Origin of the sequence: Pseudomonas sp. Pse35 (assembly GCF_024519715.1) — a bacterium.
In the GTDB taxonomy this organism is placed as follows: Bacteria; Pseudomonadota; Gammaproteobacteria; order Pseudomonadales; family Pseudomonadaceae; genus Aquipseudomonas; species Aquipseudomonas paracarnis.
This window is the reverse complement of record NZ_JALJRP010000011.1, coordinates 1-15,980: the sequence shown is the minus strand read 5'-3', so window position 1 is coordinate 15,980 and position 15,980 is coordinate 1. Positions and strand designations below refer to the sequence as shown.

The window sequence follows — 15,980 nt, the reverse complement described above, 5'->3', positions numbered from 1 at the left end:
GTCCAATATGCAAAAAAACATCACCTCCCTGGGCGCCCTGAACTGGGATGACCTGAAGTTTTTCCTCGAAGTAGCCCGCACCCGCAAGGCTAGCGTGGCCGCCAAGCGCCTGGCGGTGGACTACACCACCGTGTCGCGGCGCATCAGCTCTCTGGAAGTGTCCCTCGGCACGCTGCTGTTCGAAAAATCCCGGACCAACGGCTTCGTGCTCACCAGCGAAGGCCAGCGGTTGCTGGGTTATGCCGAATCCATTGAAAGCACCCTGCACATGGCCTGCGAACAGGTGTCCGGGTCCGGCGTGGCACTTTCCGGCCATGTGCGCATGGGTTGCACCGAAGGCTTCGGCAGCTTCTTCGTCACCCCGCAACTGAGCCATTTCGTCGACACTTATCCAGCGATCTCGGTGGATATCCTGCCCCTGCCCCACTTCATCAGCCTGTCCAAGCGCGAAGCCGACATCGTCATCGCCCTGGAACGCCCTGAACACGGGCCGTATGTGTGCTGCAAACTGTGCGACTACAAATTGCAGTTGTACGCCACCCAGGACTACCTCGACCAACACCCGCCAATCCGCAAACCTGCGGATCTGGCCGAACATCCATTTATCAGCTATGTGGATGACTTGGCCTTCAGCTCAGAGTTGCTGTACCTGGCCAATGTGGTGCCCGGCGCCAGCGCCAGCCTGCGCAGTACCAGCGTGATCGCGCAATACGTGGCGGCCCAGCAAGGCCGGTCGATGGCGATATTGCCGTGCTTTCTGGCCGCGCAGGACCCGCGCTTGCTGCCGGTGCTGGGAGAGCAGATTGCGATTACGCGGCAGTTCTGGATGTATTGCCGAGAGGATTTGAGGAAGTTGAAGCGGATTACGTTGTTGTGGGATTACATTCGGGAAGTGACGGAGCAGAATCAGGGGTTGTTAATGGGGCAGACGCGGGAGATCAGGTTTGCGAAGTGAGGTGCTAAAAGGAGCAACGGAGGCTTCCTACATTTAGACCGCTCCTGCTGCAGCAATTTGCGGATGCCGAAGCCGAACTTCGCGCAGAAACTCACCCGCGCTGTTCTTGAGCCATTCAATCAGCCGAGCAATCTCCGGCTCCGACTGACGCCCGTTTCGACAAATGATGTAGTAGGCCGCAGGGGACATCATCACAGGGCTATTCAACGCAACTAACGCACCGTCTTCCAGTTGGTCATACACCAACGCAGTCCTGCCCAGCGCAATCCCTCCGCCCTTCACCGCCAAGCTGATCGCCAGGCTCGAATCCGGAAATCTCGGCCCGTGGTGATAAGGCGGCGGCGCCAGCCCCTGAAACGCAAACCAGCTTTCCCACCCCGGACATACCTGATCGTCCACCCGATGAATCAGCGGATAGCGCGCGACATCCTCCAGAACAATGCCGCCCTTCAACCGCAGAAAATCGGGCGAACACACGGGGAATACGGCGTCGCGCATCAACAGTTCGACATAATGATCCGGATAGTCACCGTACCCCATCACCACGGCGACATCGTATTGATGGGCCTCCAGGCTGGTGCTGCTCATGTCGGCGCTGGTCAACACCAGATCCAGGTTGAATGAAGCCTGCGTGTGAGAGCCGTGCATCCTGGGGATTAGCCACGTCGAACAGAGGGAAGACGTGCATGATAGGTATAACGGTTGGGACTTACCGGGATTGAGTGAATGCAATACCCCATCCAGCGCCTTGAAAAACTCATCGGTAACTGGCAACAGAGCCTGCCCTGCTGCAGTCAGCTTGACGCCGCGTGAGTGCCGCTCAAACAACGACACGCCCCACCATTCCTCCAAGCCCGCGATTTGATGGCTAATGGCACTGGCGGTGAGGTTAAGCTCAGACGCTGCACGGGCGAAACTACCGGTTTGCGCTGCGCTGACGAACGCCTGAAGCATAGGTGTGGGGGGCGGACGCTGGGCCATCAGGTGCTCACTTTGATCAAAATGATCCCGCAAACAATGACGAACGCCGAAAGCATCCGTCGCCAACCGAACCGTTCGTGAAAGAACAGCGCAGCAATAATGGCGCCGATAATAACACTGGTTTCCCGCAGAGCTGAGACCTTGGCCACCGCGTCCAGCGACAAGGCAAACAACACCAATCCGTAAGACGCCAGGTAAAAAACACCGCCTAATAGCCCAACTCGCCAGTGCCCACGTATCGCACGAGCCAAGGTTGAACGTTCTTTGGAAAACGCCAGCATCGGGATCGGGATACTTTGGAATACTGTCAGGTAAATAATGTACTGCAGCACCGTCTCACTGGCTCTTACACCTTTAGCATCCACCACCGTGTAAGACGCAATAAACGCACCGGCGCACACCGCCATCAGGATCGGCTTGAACATCTGCGCCGTCATCCTGCGCACAAAGGTCAAGCTGATAATCCCCACACAAATCAGCAACACTCCCGTCAACGCCTGGGAGGACAACTGTTCATGCAGCAGAAAGTAAGAAAACAGCACGACCAATACGGGCGGCACCCCACGCATCACCGGGTAAACCTGACCGAAGTCACCCGTTTCGTACGCTTTAATCAAAAATAGCCGGTAGACCGTATTGAGCACCACAGAGACGAGTATATAGCCCCATACCTCCAGGCTAGGCACACTTACAAACGGCAACGCCAGCAGGCATATCACTAGCGCGGTGCCGTCGACCATGGCCAAGGTCATGAAGCGACTGCTACCGGCGCGAACTACGGCATTCCAAGTGGCGTGCATAAAGGCAGAAATCAAGACCAACGTGATCGCGATATCGGAGTTGTCCATGGGGCTCGGCTTATGGCGGATATGGGAGGACTTACGTTATGAATACCGATGCATCATCGTTTGCGTAACCACAGCCGTAGCATATAACGATTAAGATCACTCAAAGGCTCAGCATCATTGATCTCGGAACGTGGAGCGTTCATATCAATGAAGTGCGTGCGCGTATGCAGAAACTTGTTATCGGCTGAAATAAGCACTTGCCCTGGCTCCAGCAGTACTCGATGCTGAACCGATGACTGATCGAGAACGGTATCCAGAAAGTCCAGTGCCTGGGCTTGAGCTGCTGTTAAAGGCACTCCTGCCTTAAGGTGAGCTGACTCAATGTAGACTCGAAAGTATCTGATCAGTGGAATACCTTCACTGGAAAAGCTGAGGATGGGGGCTTTAAACAGTTTTTCATCCTCTGACATGCCGCGATTCTCAAAAAAGAAGTCGCATTTGAGCGCTTCCAATACTTCTGGGAACGCCATCAGCTCGGCGTATACCGCGCTTGCATCGATGAGAATGCTCTCACCTCCTAAAAGTGCTTTCTGTCCACAGGCCAGGATCAAGTAATCGATAGGCAACGGGTCGCTCACACCATCGTTATGTACATAGGCGCCTTGACGGGTCTGATGGTATCTCGCACCTTCCTCAATGCTTTTGCCACCTCGATCATAAACCTCAATCACTTTATGACCAAGATGATTCTGTACCATTGGGACACCGAGTAAGGAACCGAATGTCCACACCAGAGATTTGAACGTTGAAAGTTTATCCACCTTAAAGCCATCGAGAATCAAGACATGACTTTCATGATCGATCATATTTCGTATTCTATTCAGCTCCTCTCTCAGCACGCTTGACTGTAAAGGATTAATGTAAGCGACCTTGGTATCGAATCTAACACCTTGACTTACCGTCTCGAACAACTCTCTTATCGTCAATAGCTCAGCAAATGCATCTTTTGAAAGCCTGACTTTAGATACTTCCTGGCGAAAATGACTGACATTTATAGTCATCGCAATCCTTTACGGTAGTTACTTATAGCGTCCATTTAACTAAGCCCACCATTTGCGAAAAAGCGAAACTTCATCAGCCCAGCCATTAAAATTCGTCATGACAGGTCTTTCCTACAGAGAAAACTCCTAATGGTCGTTGGTAGGTTTTCGCGGCGACCAATACGCATGGGCCGCGCATTATATGTATGAGAGGGGCAAGGCCGTGGTGGATGACTTGACGCGGGCGATGACACCGAGCCGTTGAGCGAACATTCTTGCTAGCACATCGCAGAACAACTGTGAGAGGGGCTTGCCCCCTCCCACATTGGATTGCATTTCAGCTTGGGAAAGGTGAACCCGCTTAGTCTGCGATCACTACGATCGACACCCGGCGATTCTCGGTGCGGCCTGCTGTGGTCGTATTCGGCGCTACCGGCTCGCTGCTGCCCAGGCCGCGCAGTTGGATGTTTTCTTCTTTCATGCCCACGCGGGTCAGCACCTTGCCCACGCTTTTGGCGCGGCGCAGGGACAGGGCAACATTGTAGGGCTCTTTGCCCGAGGCGTCGGTGTGGCCGTCGACACGCACACGCTCGATACCCGCGCCTACCAGGGCCTGGCCGATGCGTTCGACGATGTCGGTGCTGGGTTTGTTGAGGGTTTCGACGTCGCTGCCAAACAGCACTTTGCCGGACAGGCCGAAGGCCCAGCCTTCATCGGTCAGCTCGAAGCCTTGCTGCTTGAGCACGGCGACTTGCGCCGGGGTCAGGCCTTTGGGTGGCGTCTGGCAGCCGCTGAGGGCCAGGAAGGCCACGAGCAAAGAAATAAATAAAACGCGTGTGTTAGCGAACAAGGGAATCAACTCCTGTGTTGAACGTTGGCGACGGGGTGCTCCGACTCCGCCGTTTGCTGGCCGCCCGAAGACAATCGTTTGGCCTGGTACATCGCCGCGTCGGCAGCGTTGAGCAAGGTCCCTGGCGTGGCACCATGCTCGGGATAAATCGCAATGCCGATACTGAGGGAGGTCAACACCTGGGTGTCTCCAGGCAGTGGAATCGGCATGTCCATGCTGGCAATGATTTTGTCGGCGATGCGCTGGGCGTCTTCGGCCTTGTGCAGGGGCGCCAGCAATACCGCGAATTCATCACCGCCCAGGCGCGCCACCAGGTCGTCCTCGCGCAGTTGCGCCCGCACGCGGTCGGCAACGGCCACCAGCACGGCATCGCCAGCGGCGTGACCGAAGCTGTCGTTGATGTCTTTGAAACGATCGCTGTCGAGGAACAGCACTGCCACCCGCTCGTTGACCTTGGCCGCGCTGCGCAGGGCACGGATCAGCCGGCCTTCGAAGAACGCGCGGTTGGGCAGGCCGGTGAGGCTGTCGTGGCTGGCCTGGTGGGCCAGGGTTTCGTTTTCGCTTTGCAGGTGGCTTTGCCAGGCCTCCATCTCACCGAGCAGGGCGTTGAAGTCGCTGCCCAGGCTGTCGAGTTCGGCGATCTGCGCCGAGGGTACGCGGCGGTCGAAGTCTCGCTCGCTGCGGGCGGCGTGGGCGACGGCAGCCAGGCGTTGCAATGGCACGGTGATACCATTTAACAGACGCCGTGACAGATGCAACGCCACCCAGGCGCTGAGGGCGGTGCAGATCAGAATCCCGATCAAGCCACTGAGCAAGAAGCGCAACAGGCTGCCACCGTGGCCGACCAGATGGATGCTGCCGACGGTTTGCCCCTGGCGCAGGATCGGCTGGCTGATGGGCTGTTCGAGCAGGGCGTGCGCTATTTGCAGCTCGACCCGTGACAACATGCCGGTTTCCGGGCGAACCCAGCGCGCCAGCAGCTTGCCGTTGATATCGAATACTTCTGCCTGGGCCACTTCTTCGGTAGAGGCAATCAGGCTCAGGGCTTCGGTGGCCGCCGCACTGTCGTTGAACACCACGGCTGCTTCCACGGTGTAGTTGATCGAGCGGGCGATCAGGTGCAGGTTGTGCTCGGCGTAAACCCGCAGGGCAAGTACGCCCAGCAGGGTCAGGGACACACTGGCCAGGGTCACGGCTACCAGCGCCAGGATCATATGCCCGCGGGCAATTACCGAGCGCAGGGTCGGCCGCACTTTATCGCGACTCATGAGCCAGGCGCTCGACGACGGGACAACTGCAACACACTGGGATGGATGCGCACGCCGCTACGGGCGACGGAATCCAGGTTGACCTCGAACGACACCTGCTCATCGCTGACGCGCAGGCAGAACAGGCTGCCCACCGTGCATTGGTCGCCCCCTTCGCTGATGCTGAGTACGGGATGGCCGATCAATGAGGTAAACAGGCGGTTGCGTTCGTCGGGGGTGATTTTGCCGATGTAGACGGCATCACAGGCATTGACGATATCCGGATGATCGACCAGCAGGCGCCGCACCAGCACCGGACGACCGGTGGCCTGGGTGGTGCCTTTGACCAGGTCATCGGTGTACTGAGTCGGCCCGACAATGCACAGCCGCAATTGCGCAGGCTCAACCGGCCAACGGGCGTAGCTGAGGATACCGAGCACCACTTGGGTGACCGCCTGCGCACGGTGCTCGGCCAGGCTGGGCGTCTGCGCAAATAGGCGCGGCGCAAGCAGGCACAGCACCGTCACCAGTAACAGGCGTCTCCAACTCAAACTGCGCGCTTTGGGCGAGACAGCCACGTTCATGCAGCGATACTCTCAAGTGTTTTCCAGGATGATGCCGCAACGATAGCACAGCGGCGGACATCCCCACGAAGCACAGCATTCGAGGGGTTCGCTATTTTTTCAGAAAAATCAGACATCTGAATAAGAAATATCGCCTGACCTACCAGTCATTTTTTTCAGACGGAAGGTCCAACTCCAACATCAATCCGCTCAGACGCTTGACCTTGCGCCGCACCGCTTCCTCAAACACGCCGCCGCGCGGCTCAACCAGGCTGAACCAACGTTTGGCACGGGTGATACCGGTATAGATCAGCTCTTTGGTCAGCACCGGGTTAAGGGCATCCGGCAGGATCAGCGCGGTGTGAGTGAACTCCGAGCCCTGGGATTTGTGCACGGTCATGGCGTACACGGTTTCCACATCATTCAAGCGGCTGGGCAATACAAAGCGCACGCCGCCCTGGCCATCGTTACGTGGAAAGGCCACCCGCAGGACGTGGGGGCCACCGTCGCTTTCGGGCAATTTCAGGGCGATGCCGATGTCGCCGTTCATCAGGCCGAGCCCGTAATCGTTGCGGGTCATCAGCACCGGTCGGCCTTCGTACCACTGCTCGTCACCTTCGATCAGGCGTACCTTGCGCAACGCCGCGGTGATGCGCAGGTTGAGCCCTTCGACGCCCCACGGGCCCTTCCGCACGGCGCAAAGCAGTTGAAACGCGTCGAAGGCGTGCAGCAGTTGTTGCGCCCAAGCAGTCCAGGCTGGACCGTCACGCGGTGTGTCCGCAGAGGGGCGCGCCGATTGCAGCAGGTTCAGGTAGTAGCGATAACCTTGGGCGCCATCGCCCTGCCCGTCCAGTACCAGGCGCTCAAGGGCGTGGTCATGCTCACCCTTGAGGCTGACGCAGAACAGGTCGTCGTGACGGCCTGCAGCTAACAGCTGGCGGGCCTCTTCGGCGTTTTGCTGGTTGACCCAACGCGCCAGTTGACCAATACCGCTGCCCTCGCCGAAGCGGCGCGAATAGCGCAGCATCACCACTTGCTGGGCCAGGGGATGGCTGCCATCGAGGTCTTCTTGCAAGCCGCTGCTGCTGAGGTCTTCACCGCTAACGGCTTGCAGCCAGTGGCGAGTCTGCGGGCTGTACCAGCCGGCTTCGGCATCGCGGCACAAGTCGCCGAGTACGGCCCCCGCTTCTACCGAGGCCAGTTGGTCTTTGTCGCCCAGCAATACCAGGCGTGCATGGGGCGGCAGGGCGTCGAGCAGGTTGGCCATCATTTCCAGGTCGATCATCGAGGCTTCGTCCACCACCAGCACATCCAAAGGCAGCGGGTTGCCCGGGTGGTGACGGAAGTGACGGGTGCCCGGACGGCTGCCCAACAAGCGGTGGACCGTGGTGACCTGGGTGGGGATTTTTTCCCGCACGTTGTCGGGCACTGTCAGTGACAGCACTTGCTGGCTGATGGATTCGGTCAGGCGCGCAGCGGCTTTACCGGTGGGCGCAGCCAGGCGAATACGCAACGGGCTGCCGGACTCCACGGCGGGCGCCTGCAATAGCGCGAGCAGGCGCACGACGGTGGTGGTTTTACCGGTACCGGGGCCGCCGGTGACGATGCTGAAGGCGCCGCGGGTCGCCAGGGCGCAGGCGAGCTTTTGCCAGTCAATCACCCCATCGGGCGCCGGTTGGTCGAACAGGCGATTGAGCCGTTGCGGCAGATCGGCGGCGGCGTCTTCCACGCTGGCAAGGCGCAGGCGCAGGGCGCGGTCGATACGCCGCTCGTAGGCCCAGTAGCGGCGCAGGTACAGGCGCTTGCCGGACAACACCAACGGGCGGCTACGAGCCTCCTCGCTGCCATCGACGGCCAGCGCAACCAACGGGCTTGAAGCCAGGGCATGGCACCAATGCGCGCCATCCAGGCCGTGCAGCAACTGTGAGGGTAGCAGCATGGCGCCGGTGTGCAGGTCGCCTTCGGGCGGCAATGACAGGGCGAAATCCGGCGCCTTGAGGGTTTCGAACACATCCAGGCAGACGTGGCCATGGCCCAGTTGATGGCTGGTCAAGGCCGCCGCCAGCAGCACCAGGGGATCGGCCTTTGGGTCCAGCTCGTACAGGAAACCGACAAAGGCTTTGTCCAAGGCGCGCAGCCAACCCCGCTCGACCCAACGTGCAAGCAACTGCAGCAGGTCGGCGGCACGATCGAGGGGCAAAAGCGCCTCCAGCGGTAACGGCGACAGGCTCATAAGAGCACTCCTTGTTCCCAGGCGGGCTCAACCTTGGGTGGGATGGGCTTGCCCTGGAACAACAGGTCCAGGCTCTCGATCAACTCACGAGGCGGTCGGGTAAAATACGCGCCCTGGCTCACCGACTGGCTACCGCGCAGGAACAGGTACAGGGCACCGCCGACGTGCTGGTCATAATCGTAATGCGGCAGGCGCGCCTTGAGTTGGCGGTGCAGGGCCAGCAGGTAAAGTACGTATTGCAGGTCGTACCGATGCTCGAGGATCGAGTGTTCCATGGCGTCCTGGGTGTAGGCCGAGTCGTCAGGGCCGAGCCAATTGGATTTGTAGTCGGCCACGTAGTAACGGCCATCGTGCTCGAACGTCAGGTCGATAAAGCCTTTGAACATGCCGTTGAGCAGCACCGGTTCGGCGGCCACACGGGACACGCCGCCATGGGTGTGCTGGCACACCAGTTTGTCGAGGGCGAGTACGTCGACGGTGTGACTGGCAAACCAGAATTCCATCTCGATCTGGTACTGCTGCAGGCCACTGAGGGTGAAGCGCTCGTTGTACAGGGGCAGTGGCGTGTGCAGCAGGTGCTCCAGCCAGCCGCTGAGGGTGACGATCCAGCCTTCCCAGTTGCGGCGGTTACAGCGCGCGCCCACGGCTTTTTCGATCGCCTCCGGGGTCACGTTGAAACCTTCTTCACCGGCCCATTCCAACAAGCCGTGAAGGAAGGTGCCTGGGTTGGGACCGCGTGGGAAACGGTGAATATCCCCGCCGGACGCGACCGTTTCCCGAGGGGCATCGGGGTCGAGGCGTTCGTCATCGAACAGCTTCTGGGCCTGTGGGCTTTCGGGGGCTTCGAGGTTGGCGGCGCTCATGCTGTCGCCAATGCGCAAGGCGCTATAGGAGGCAATCCACCAGTTTTCTGCGGCCTTGCGTGCAGGCAGCAACGGCGCGAGCAGGGTCGCTTGGTTGCGCGGCGGGTGGAACAAGATGTCTTGGGCGTCCGGCACAAGGTCATAACCGATGGCCGCGCAGCCTTGCTGCAAGTCCAACAACCACCGCGCCAGCCCCGCTGACTCGCCCAACGACGCGCCGGCACCGAGCAAATAGCCCAATGCCGACAGGTGCAAGACCGAGCTGCTGTTATTGCCGCGCTTGAGGTCGGCGATGCCCAGCCAGCAGGCATGTTTGGCGCGGGTCAAGGCCACGTACAACAAACGCAGGTCTTCGGCCAGGCGCTCATCGTCGGCTTGGGCGATCAACTCGGCCGTGGGTCGCAGGCTGACGTGGGACTTGCCGTGTTCATCGTGGTAATGCAACGGCAAGCGACTGCCATCCACGGGCTTGGCCGAACAGATGAACGGCAGGAACACCAAGTCGTATTCCAGGCCCTTGGATTTGTGGATGGTCACCACTTTGACCAGTTGCTCGTCGCTTTCCAGGCGCAGGATCTGTTCTTCACCGGCCTGCCCCGACAGCGCCAGATGCTCGGCCAAATGACGGATCAACGCCTGCTCGCCATCCAGTTCCGAGGCGGCCTGTTGCAACAATTCACTGAGGTGCAACAGGTTGGTCAGCACCCGCTCGCCATCACTGCGGGCGATGAGGGTTTGCGGCAGCTTGAAATCGTGAAGCAGGCGCCGCAGCATTGGCAACACGCCTTGGGTACGCCAGATGGCACGGTAGCCACGGAACTGCATCACCCGCGATTCCCACGCCAGTTCGTCCTGATTCAGACGCTCCAGCTCCGACAGGGACAGGTTCAGGGTGACGCAGGCCAGGGCTGCACGCAGCGGGCGTTCGACATCCGGTTCCGCGCAAGCCTTCAACCAGGCCAACAGGTCATGGGCTTCCTGGGCGGCAAACACCGAGTCTTTATCCGACAGGTACACACTGCGCACGCCGCGGCGGGCCAGTTCCGCCCGTACGGCTTGGGCTTCCTTGCCGTCGCGCACGAGGATGGCGATGTCTGACGGCAACACGCCCTTCAAGCGCCCCGCTTTCACAAAGCCTGCGGTGCCTTGCTGCCCGCCATTGAGCAGCGCAACGATTTGCGTGGCGCAGGCGGCGGCCAGGTGTTGACGATAAACCGCGTTGGAAATCGGCTGGTCGGTGGGCAGGTGCCAAAGGTTCATGGCCGGTAGCGTGTGACCGTCGACCTGCAACTGCTCGCTGCGGCCTTGGGACAGTACCGAATGGAACGGCACCGGGTTATCGCCATTAGGCTGGCGAAACAGGAACGCACCACGGCCGGTTTCCGCACGCTGGAACACATGGTTCACCGCCTCGACCATCGCATGGCTGGAGCGGAAGTTGGTGCCCAGGGTGTGATGGCGGCCGGTGGTGGCCTGCCGGGCGCGCAGGTAGGTGTAGATGTCGGCGCCGCGAAAGGCGTAGATCGCCTGCTTGGGGTCGCCGATCAGGAACAGGCCGCTGTCGAGGTGGTTTTCTTCGATGCGGTAGATGCTGTCGAAGATGCTGTATTGCACCGGGTCGGTGTCCTGGAATTCATCAATCAGAGCCACCGGAAATTGCTCGCGGATCACACTGGCCAGGCGCTCGCCACCGTCTGCCTGGAGGGCGGCGTTGAGGCGGATCAGCATGTCGTCAAACCCCATCTCGGCGCGGCGACGTTTCTCTTCCTCGAAACGTTTGCCGACCCAGCCGGCAGCGTGTTGCAGCACCGCCGCGTCGGGCGTTGGCAAGGCGTCGAGGCTGGCTTTGAGGCTGGCCATAGCCTCGATGCCAGGGTGCTGCGGCGGCTCGCCTTTCCAGGCTTCGGCCATTCCGTCGGGCGTCAGGCGGGTGAAGCCGGTGCCGATGTCCAGTTGTTCCAGGGTTTCGTCAGCGGCCCAGGCGCTGATCTTTTCGAACCAGGGCTCGAAGTAACGTGCTTGCATCTTGCGCCCATCGACCGCTTTGGCAGCGACGGCTTGCAGGCAGATATCCCGCAGCTCGGCAGCCCATTGTTGCCAGGGTGCCTTGAGGGCAACCAGCGCGGCGCGGCGTTCTTGCAGGCAGGCGCTGATCAGTTCGGCTGGCTCGCGGGTTTCGTCGGTGGGCCGCTCGCTGCCGAACAACGCACGCACCCGTGGCATCAGCGCCGCGGGGCCACCCCAATTATTGCGCACCCAGTTGAGCGCATCGTCGTGCATTGGGTAGCAGAACAATCGCCAGTAGTCGCGCAGCACTTCGCCCAGCAGGTCGCTATGGTCGGTTTCCAGGGTTTGTGTGAACAGGCTGCCGCTGTCGAACGCATGTTCGCGCAGCATGCGCTGGCACCAACTGTGGATCGTGGAGACTGCGGCTTCATCCATCCATTGCGCGGCGATGTCCAGGCGATTGGCACAGGCGGGCCATTGCTGCGGATCATATTGCTCGCGCAGGTCGGCAATCAGCGCATCAGGCTGTTCGATTTCGTCACGGAAGAAGCGCGCGGCTTCGGCCAGGCGGATGCGGATACGTTCACGCAGTTCCTTGGTGGCGGCGTCGGTGAACGTCACCACGAGAATTTGCGGTGGCAGCAGTTCGCGGCCGAAACCGGATTCATCACCGCCGTGGCCGAGCACCAGACGCAGGTACAGGGCGGAGATGGTGAAGGTCTTGCCGGTGCCAGCACTGGCTTCAATCAACTGGCTGCCTTTGAGCGGGAACGCCAGGGCCAAGGGTTTGCCGATCATGCGTCAGCCTCCGTGCTGGAAAGCGATCGCCAGGGGGCGTTGATCAGCGGGCGATACAGGGTTTCGCACCAGCCTTCGAATTCTTCACTGGCGACCAGGGCCGCGTAGTCGGGAAATTGCCGCGTAAGGGCAGGCGTTTCGCGGCGTTCGCCGTCAGTGGTGATGCCATCGCCTTCATAGGCTTTGCTCGCAGCCGCTTGGGCCTTGGCAGGGTCGGTCTGGCCGAGCCAGGCGAACGCGGTTTTCACTGCGACCGGAAGCGGCGCGCTCATTCCCGTGTGCCAGGCCAACAGCAGGTTACCGAGAATGTCCTCGGCGCCGGCCTTGTCCAGTGGGGCCAACAACAAGGTGTCGTCACTGGCTACCAGGCCGGTGCTCAAGGGCAGGCCACAGGCGCAGGCCACCACGTGATTGACCCAGGGGCGGATGAGGCGGTGCCACTTACGTGTCTTGATCGAACCAATACTGTTGGGGATGGTGGTGACGCTTAAAAGTCCGCCATCACTGCGTCGGTGCAGACCGCTGATCCAACCTTCCAGCTGGATGCCTTGGTACGCAAAGCTGACCGGTTCAGCGCCAGTATGCGGGGTGGGCCACAACGCCAGAAGCTGTTGATAGCGTTGCACCAGGTCCGGCAGCGGCTCGATCAGTTCGTTACGCAGGCATTCACCGAAACCCACCATCGGCAGCAGGCCGCTGCCTTGCAGCCGCAGGGCCTGGGCGGTGAGCGCCTGATCGAGTTGGTCGGGTTGGGTGAGTGCCGCGTTCAGCAGGCTGTCGCTCAAGCTGTAGCGTTGCAATGCGTCCAGCACGAAGGGTTCTTCGTCAGCCAGGGGCACTTCAGCGGCTTCGAAGAATACTTTCAGGCGCTGGCTGAAGAAGTGTTTGACCGGATTGCGCAGGAAGTCCTGTAACTGGCCAAGGCTCAGGGGTTCTTCCTGATGGTGAGGCGTCAAGCCTTGCTCTTGGGTGATGACCGCCGGTGCCTGATGCAGCAATTGCCATTCGCGCGCATAGCTGAACAACGAATCGCCTTCGTGGAAATAGCGGGCGCTGAAGGGTTGCAGCGGGTGCTCCTGGGTCATTGCGTCGATCAGCGGCAGATCGTTGCTGGCGTGCTGCCAGCCGCTGGCGAGGTGGTCGCGTAGTTGGCCGATCAGCACCGAGGCCGGGCGATCGCTGTTGTCACGGATGCTGCGGCCTACCCAGCTGATGTACAGCTGGTCACGGGCTGACAGCAGCGCTTCGAGCAGTAAGTAGCGGTCGTCTTCGCGGCGAGAACGGTCGCCGGGACGGTAATCGCTGCCCATCAGGTCAAAATCCAGGGGGGGCTGGGCCCGCGGGTAATCGCCGTCGTTCATGCCCAGCAGGCAAACCAACTTGAACGGGATCGCACGCATGGGCATGAGCGTACAGAAATTGACCGCCCCCGCCAGGAAGCGCTGGGACAGGCGCCCCTGATCTAATCCGGCCAGCCATGCCTCACGTACTACCGTAAGAGGTAACTCGTCTTGCAAGCCGACGGATTCGCAGGTTTCCAGCCAGGTTTCTCTTAATTGTTCGAGCTGGCCCAGCAGGTAGTCATCGTGCTCGCTGCTGGGCAGGAAAAACAGCTGCATCAACCGTTGTAGACGCTCGCCCCAGGTTTGTGGCGACGCGGGTTCCGATAACGCTTGATGGGCATCGTTCAAGGCGTCAAGCAAGGCGACCAGTGGGCCGATCAACGCCGCATCGAGGCCACCGATTTCGTCATAAGGTTCAATACCGTCGCAGGCCGTGCCGGTACCGACGGCATAGCCCAGCAGCATACGGCGCAGGCCGAATCGCCAACTGTTTTGCTCCAGTTCCGCGGGCAGGCCCAAACCGGCGCGTTGCTCGGCATTCAAGCCCCAGCGGATGCCGGCGCCTTCGATCCAGCGATGCAAGGTGGGCAGATCACGCTCTTTGATGGCGAAGCGTTCGCGCAGGGCCGGGACGTCGAGCAGGTCGAGGATTTCGCTGACAGGGAAGCGGCTGTCGGGAAGTTTGAGCAAGTGCTCGACGGCGATCAACAGCGGGTCGCGACCACGTTGGCCTTGGTCTGTGAGGGTGAAGGGGATGAAGCGTGGGTCATGCCGTTCGAGCTGACCGAAGACCGCGCGAATATGCGGGGCATAGCTGTCGACGTCGGGGACCATGACGATGATGTCCCGAGGGCGCAGGGTGGGGTCAGCGCTGAAGCGATGAAGTAATTGGTCGTGGAGGATTTCCACTTCGCGTTGGGCGCTGTGGGCGATATGGAAACGGATCGACGTATCGCGTTGCATGTCGACAGCGGGCCAGAGCTCACGGGTTTCATTCAACGGGCGCAGTTCGAGGATATCGTCCTGGAGTTGGTTGAGGAGCGTGGTGGGTTCGCTGTCGCTGAACAGGTCAATACGACCGTCGCGAAATGCGGCGCGGTAGCTGTTGGGGTCATCGTAGCTGTCCAGCAGACTGATGTAATCACGGCCCTGCTTGCCCCAGGCAGCGAGCAGCGGATGGGCGTGCTGGTGCAAAGTTTGTGGGTCGATAGTGACGGGCATGCCCGTTTTGCGCGCCTGGCGTTTGTATTCGTTACGCAGCAAGTCCTTGTCGGCGACGATGTCCGACCAATGATGGCGGCAGGGGTTATGCACGCAGAGCAGGACCTGGCTGAAACGGGCCAGACCCGCCAAGGCTTCCAGCGCCTGGGCCGGCAGCGATGAGATGCCGAAGACGATCACCCGGGGAGGCAAGCCGGGCGGTGCTTGTTCAAGGCTGTTGATGCGCTCGATGAAGCGCTGATGTACGCCGGCCCGGCTTTCGGCCATGCCTGCTTCACCCACATCCAGCAGGAGCGCGCGCCACAGCTCGGCTTGCCAGCAGTTGGCTGGGTTGAGCGGTTTGGACTCGCCTCGACCATTGCGCAGTTGGTGCCGGCCTGCGGCCCAATCTTCCAGCCAGTCGGCACGGTAGACCTGGTATTGGTCGAAGAGGTCAGCCAGGCGCTCGGCGAGTTGGTAGCGTTTGCGCAGGTCGGTGTCTTGCGTCAGGAAGCGTTGCAGAGGCTCGAAGTGCGGTTGGTCGATCAGCTCGGGTAACAGCCGCATGAGGCGCCAGGTCAGCGGGGCTTTATCAAGCAGGGACTTGGGCGGGATTTCGTCACGGCCCAAAACCATACGATAAAGCTGCCACATAAAGCTGCCAGGCAGTTGCACGTCGATGGCTGCGGCAATGCCACAGCCGCCCATATCATCGGCTTGCGGGTCTTCGGCCAAGGCCAGCTTGAGCCATTGGGCGATGCCGTTGCTTTGTACCAGGGCGATTTCGTTTTCCAAAGGCGCCAGTGGGTAACGGCGCATCCAACTGACCACCAGGCTTCGCAGCTCGTCCAGGCGGTTGCCATGAACCACCATGAATCCAGGACTGAGGGACGTCGCGTCCGGCATAACGGCTTCCTTGGGAAAAGCAAAATCGAGGGATGGACTTTAGCACTGTGGTGCACGGGGCGAACACAAGGCGAACAAGTGTACGGCGACAAGGCGGACACTTTTCGAGCGCCCAAAACAAAACCCCAACTGCTTTCGCAATTGGGGTTTCGGAATTTAATCTTGACGATGACCTACTCTCACATGGGGAAACCCCACACTACCAT

The 15,980-nt window shown here is 60.3% G+C and carries 10 protein-coding genes and 1 pseudogene; 2 read left to right on the top strand and 9 right to left on the bottom strand.

Annotation, left to right across the window (positions count from 1 at the left end; genetic code table 11):
* The first annotated feature begins 7 nt into the window (after window positions 1-7).
* Window positions 8-955 (top strand): LysR family transcriptional regulator, encoded by a 948-nt coding sequence (locus OC445_RS11935; protein ID WP_034128788.1) that lies wholly within the window; start codon window positions 8-10, stop codon window positions 953-955.
* Window positions 956-988: 33 nt separating this feature from the next.
* Here OC445_RS11935 and OC445_RS11930 read toward each other — a convergent pair whose 3' ends face one another.
* The 3 genes from OC445_RS11930 to OC445_RS11920 are packed head-to-tail and all read right to left on the bottom strand — an operon-like array spanning window position 989 to window position 3,785.
* Window positions 989-1,936, bottom strand: a complete 948-nt coding sequence (locus OC445_RS11930; RefSeq protein ID WP_060764178.1) for a LysR substrate-binding domain-containing protein — start codon at window positions 1,934-1,936, stop codon at window positions 989-991.
* A complete protein-coding gene (locus OC445_RS11925; RefSeq protein ID WP_054897000.1) occupies window positions 1,936-2,784 on the bottom strand; it encodes an EamA family transporter in 849 nt (282 codons plus the stop codon). Before OC445_RS11925 ends, OC445_RS11930 begins: the two co-directional genes overlap by 1 nt.
* Before the next feature lie 53 nt (window positions 2,785-2,837).
* On the bottom strand, window positions 2,838-3,785 hold the full coding sequence (locus OC445_RS11920; protein WP_072447276.1) for a TauD/TfdA family dioxygenase: 948 nt from the start codon (window positions 3,783-3,785) through the stop codon (window positions 2,838-2,840).
* A gap of 148 nt (window positions 3,786-3,933) precedes the next feature.
* On the opposite strand from OC445_RS11920, the pseudogene OC445_RS11915 reads away from it, so the two are divergent.
* Window positions 3,934-4,029, top strand: a pseudogene (locus OC445_RS11915) (DUF3077 domain-containing protein); the annotation flags it as partial.
* A 96-nt stretch (window positions 4,030-4,125) separates the two neighbouring features.
* Here OC445_RS11915 and OC445_RS11910 read toward each other — a convergent pair.
* From OC445_RS11910 to recC, 6 genes are all read right to left on the bottom strand, one after another.
* Window positions 4,126-4,614 (bottom strand): OmpA family protein, encoded by a 489-nt coding sequence (locus tag OC445_RS11910; protein ID WP_034128792.1) that lies wholly within the window; start codon window positions 4,612-4,614, stop codon window positions 4,126-4,128.
* A 5-nt stretch (window positions 4,615-4,619) separates the two neighbouring features.
* Window positions 4,620-5,882, bottom strand: coding sequence for a diguanylate cyclase domain-containing protein (locus OC445_RS11905; RefSeq protein ID WP_034128793.1), 1,263 nt, complete (start codon window positions 5,880-5,882; stop codon window positions 4,620-4,622).
* Window positions 5,879-6,445 carry a YfiR family protein gene (locus tag OC445_RS11900; RefSeq protein WP_034128794.1) on the bottom strand — a complete coding sequence of 189 codons (567 nt, stop codon included), beginning with the start codon at window positions 6,443-6,445 and terminating at the stop codon, window positions 5,879-5,881. The genes OC445_RS11905 and OC445_RS11900 overlap by 4 nt, the downstream gene beginning before the upstream one ends.
* A 139-nt stretch (window positions 6,446-6,584) precedes the next feature.
* Window positions 6,585-8,657, bottom strand: coding sequence for an exodeoxyribonuclease V subunit alpha (gene recD, locus OC445_RS11895; RefSeq protein WP_057975033.1), 2,073 nt, complete (start codon window positions 8,655-8,657; stop codon window positions 6,585-6,587).
* The gene (gene recB, locus OC445_RS11890; protein ID WP_198791561.1) at window positions 8,654-12,325 is read right to left on the bottom strand and encodes an exodeoxyribonuclease V subunit beta; all 3,672 of its coding nucleotides are present in this window, start codon (window positions 12,323-12,325) and stop codon (window positions 8,654-8,656) included. The genes recD and recB overlap by 4 nt, the downstream gene beginning before the upstream one ends.
* Window positions 12,322-15,774: an exodeoxyribonuclease V subunit gamma gene (gene recC, locus OC445_RS11885; protein WP_198791562.1), complete on the bottom strand. Its 3,453-nt coding sequence runs from the start codon at window positions 15,772-15,774 to the stop codon at window positions 12,322-12,324. Before recC ends, recB begins: the two co-directional genes overlap by 4 nt.
* Window positions 15,775-15,980: the final 206 nt, after the last annotated feature.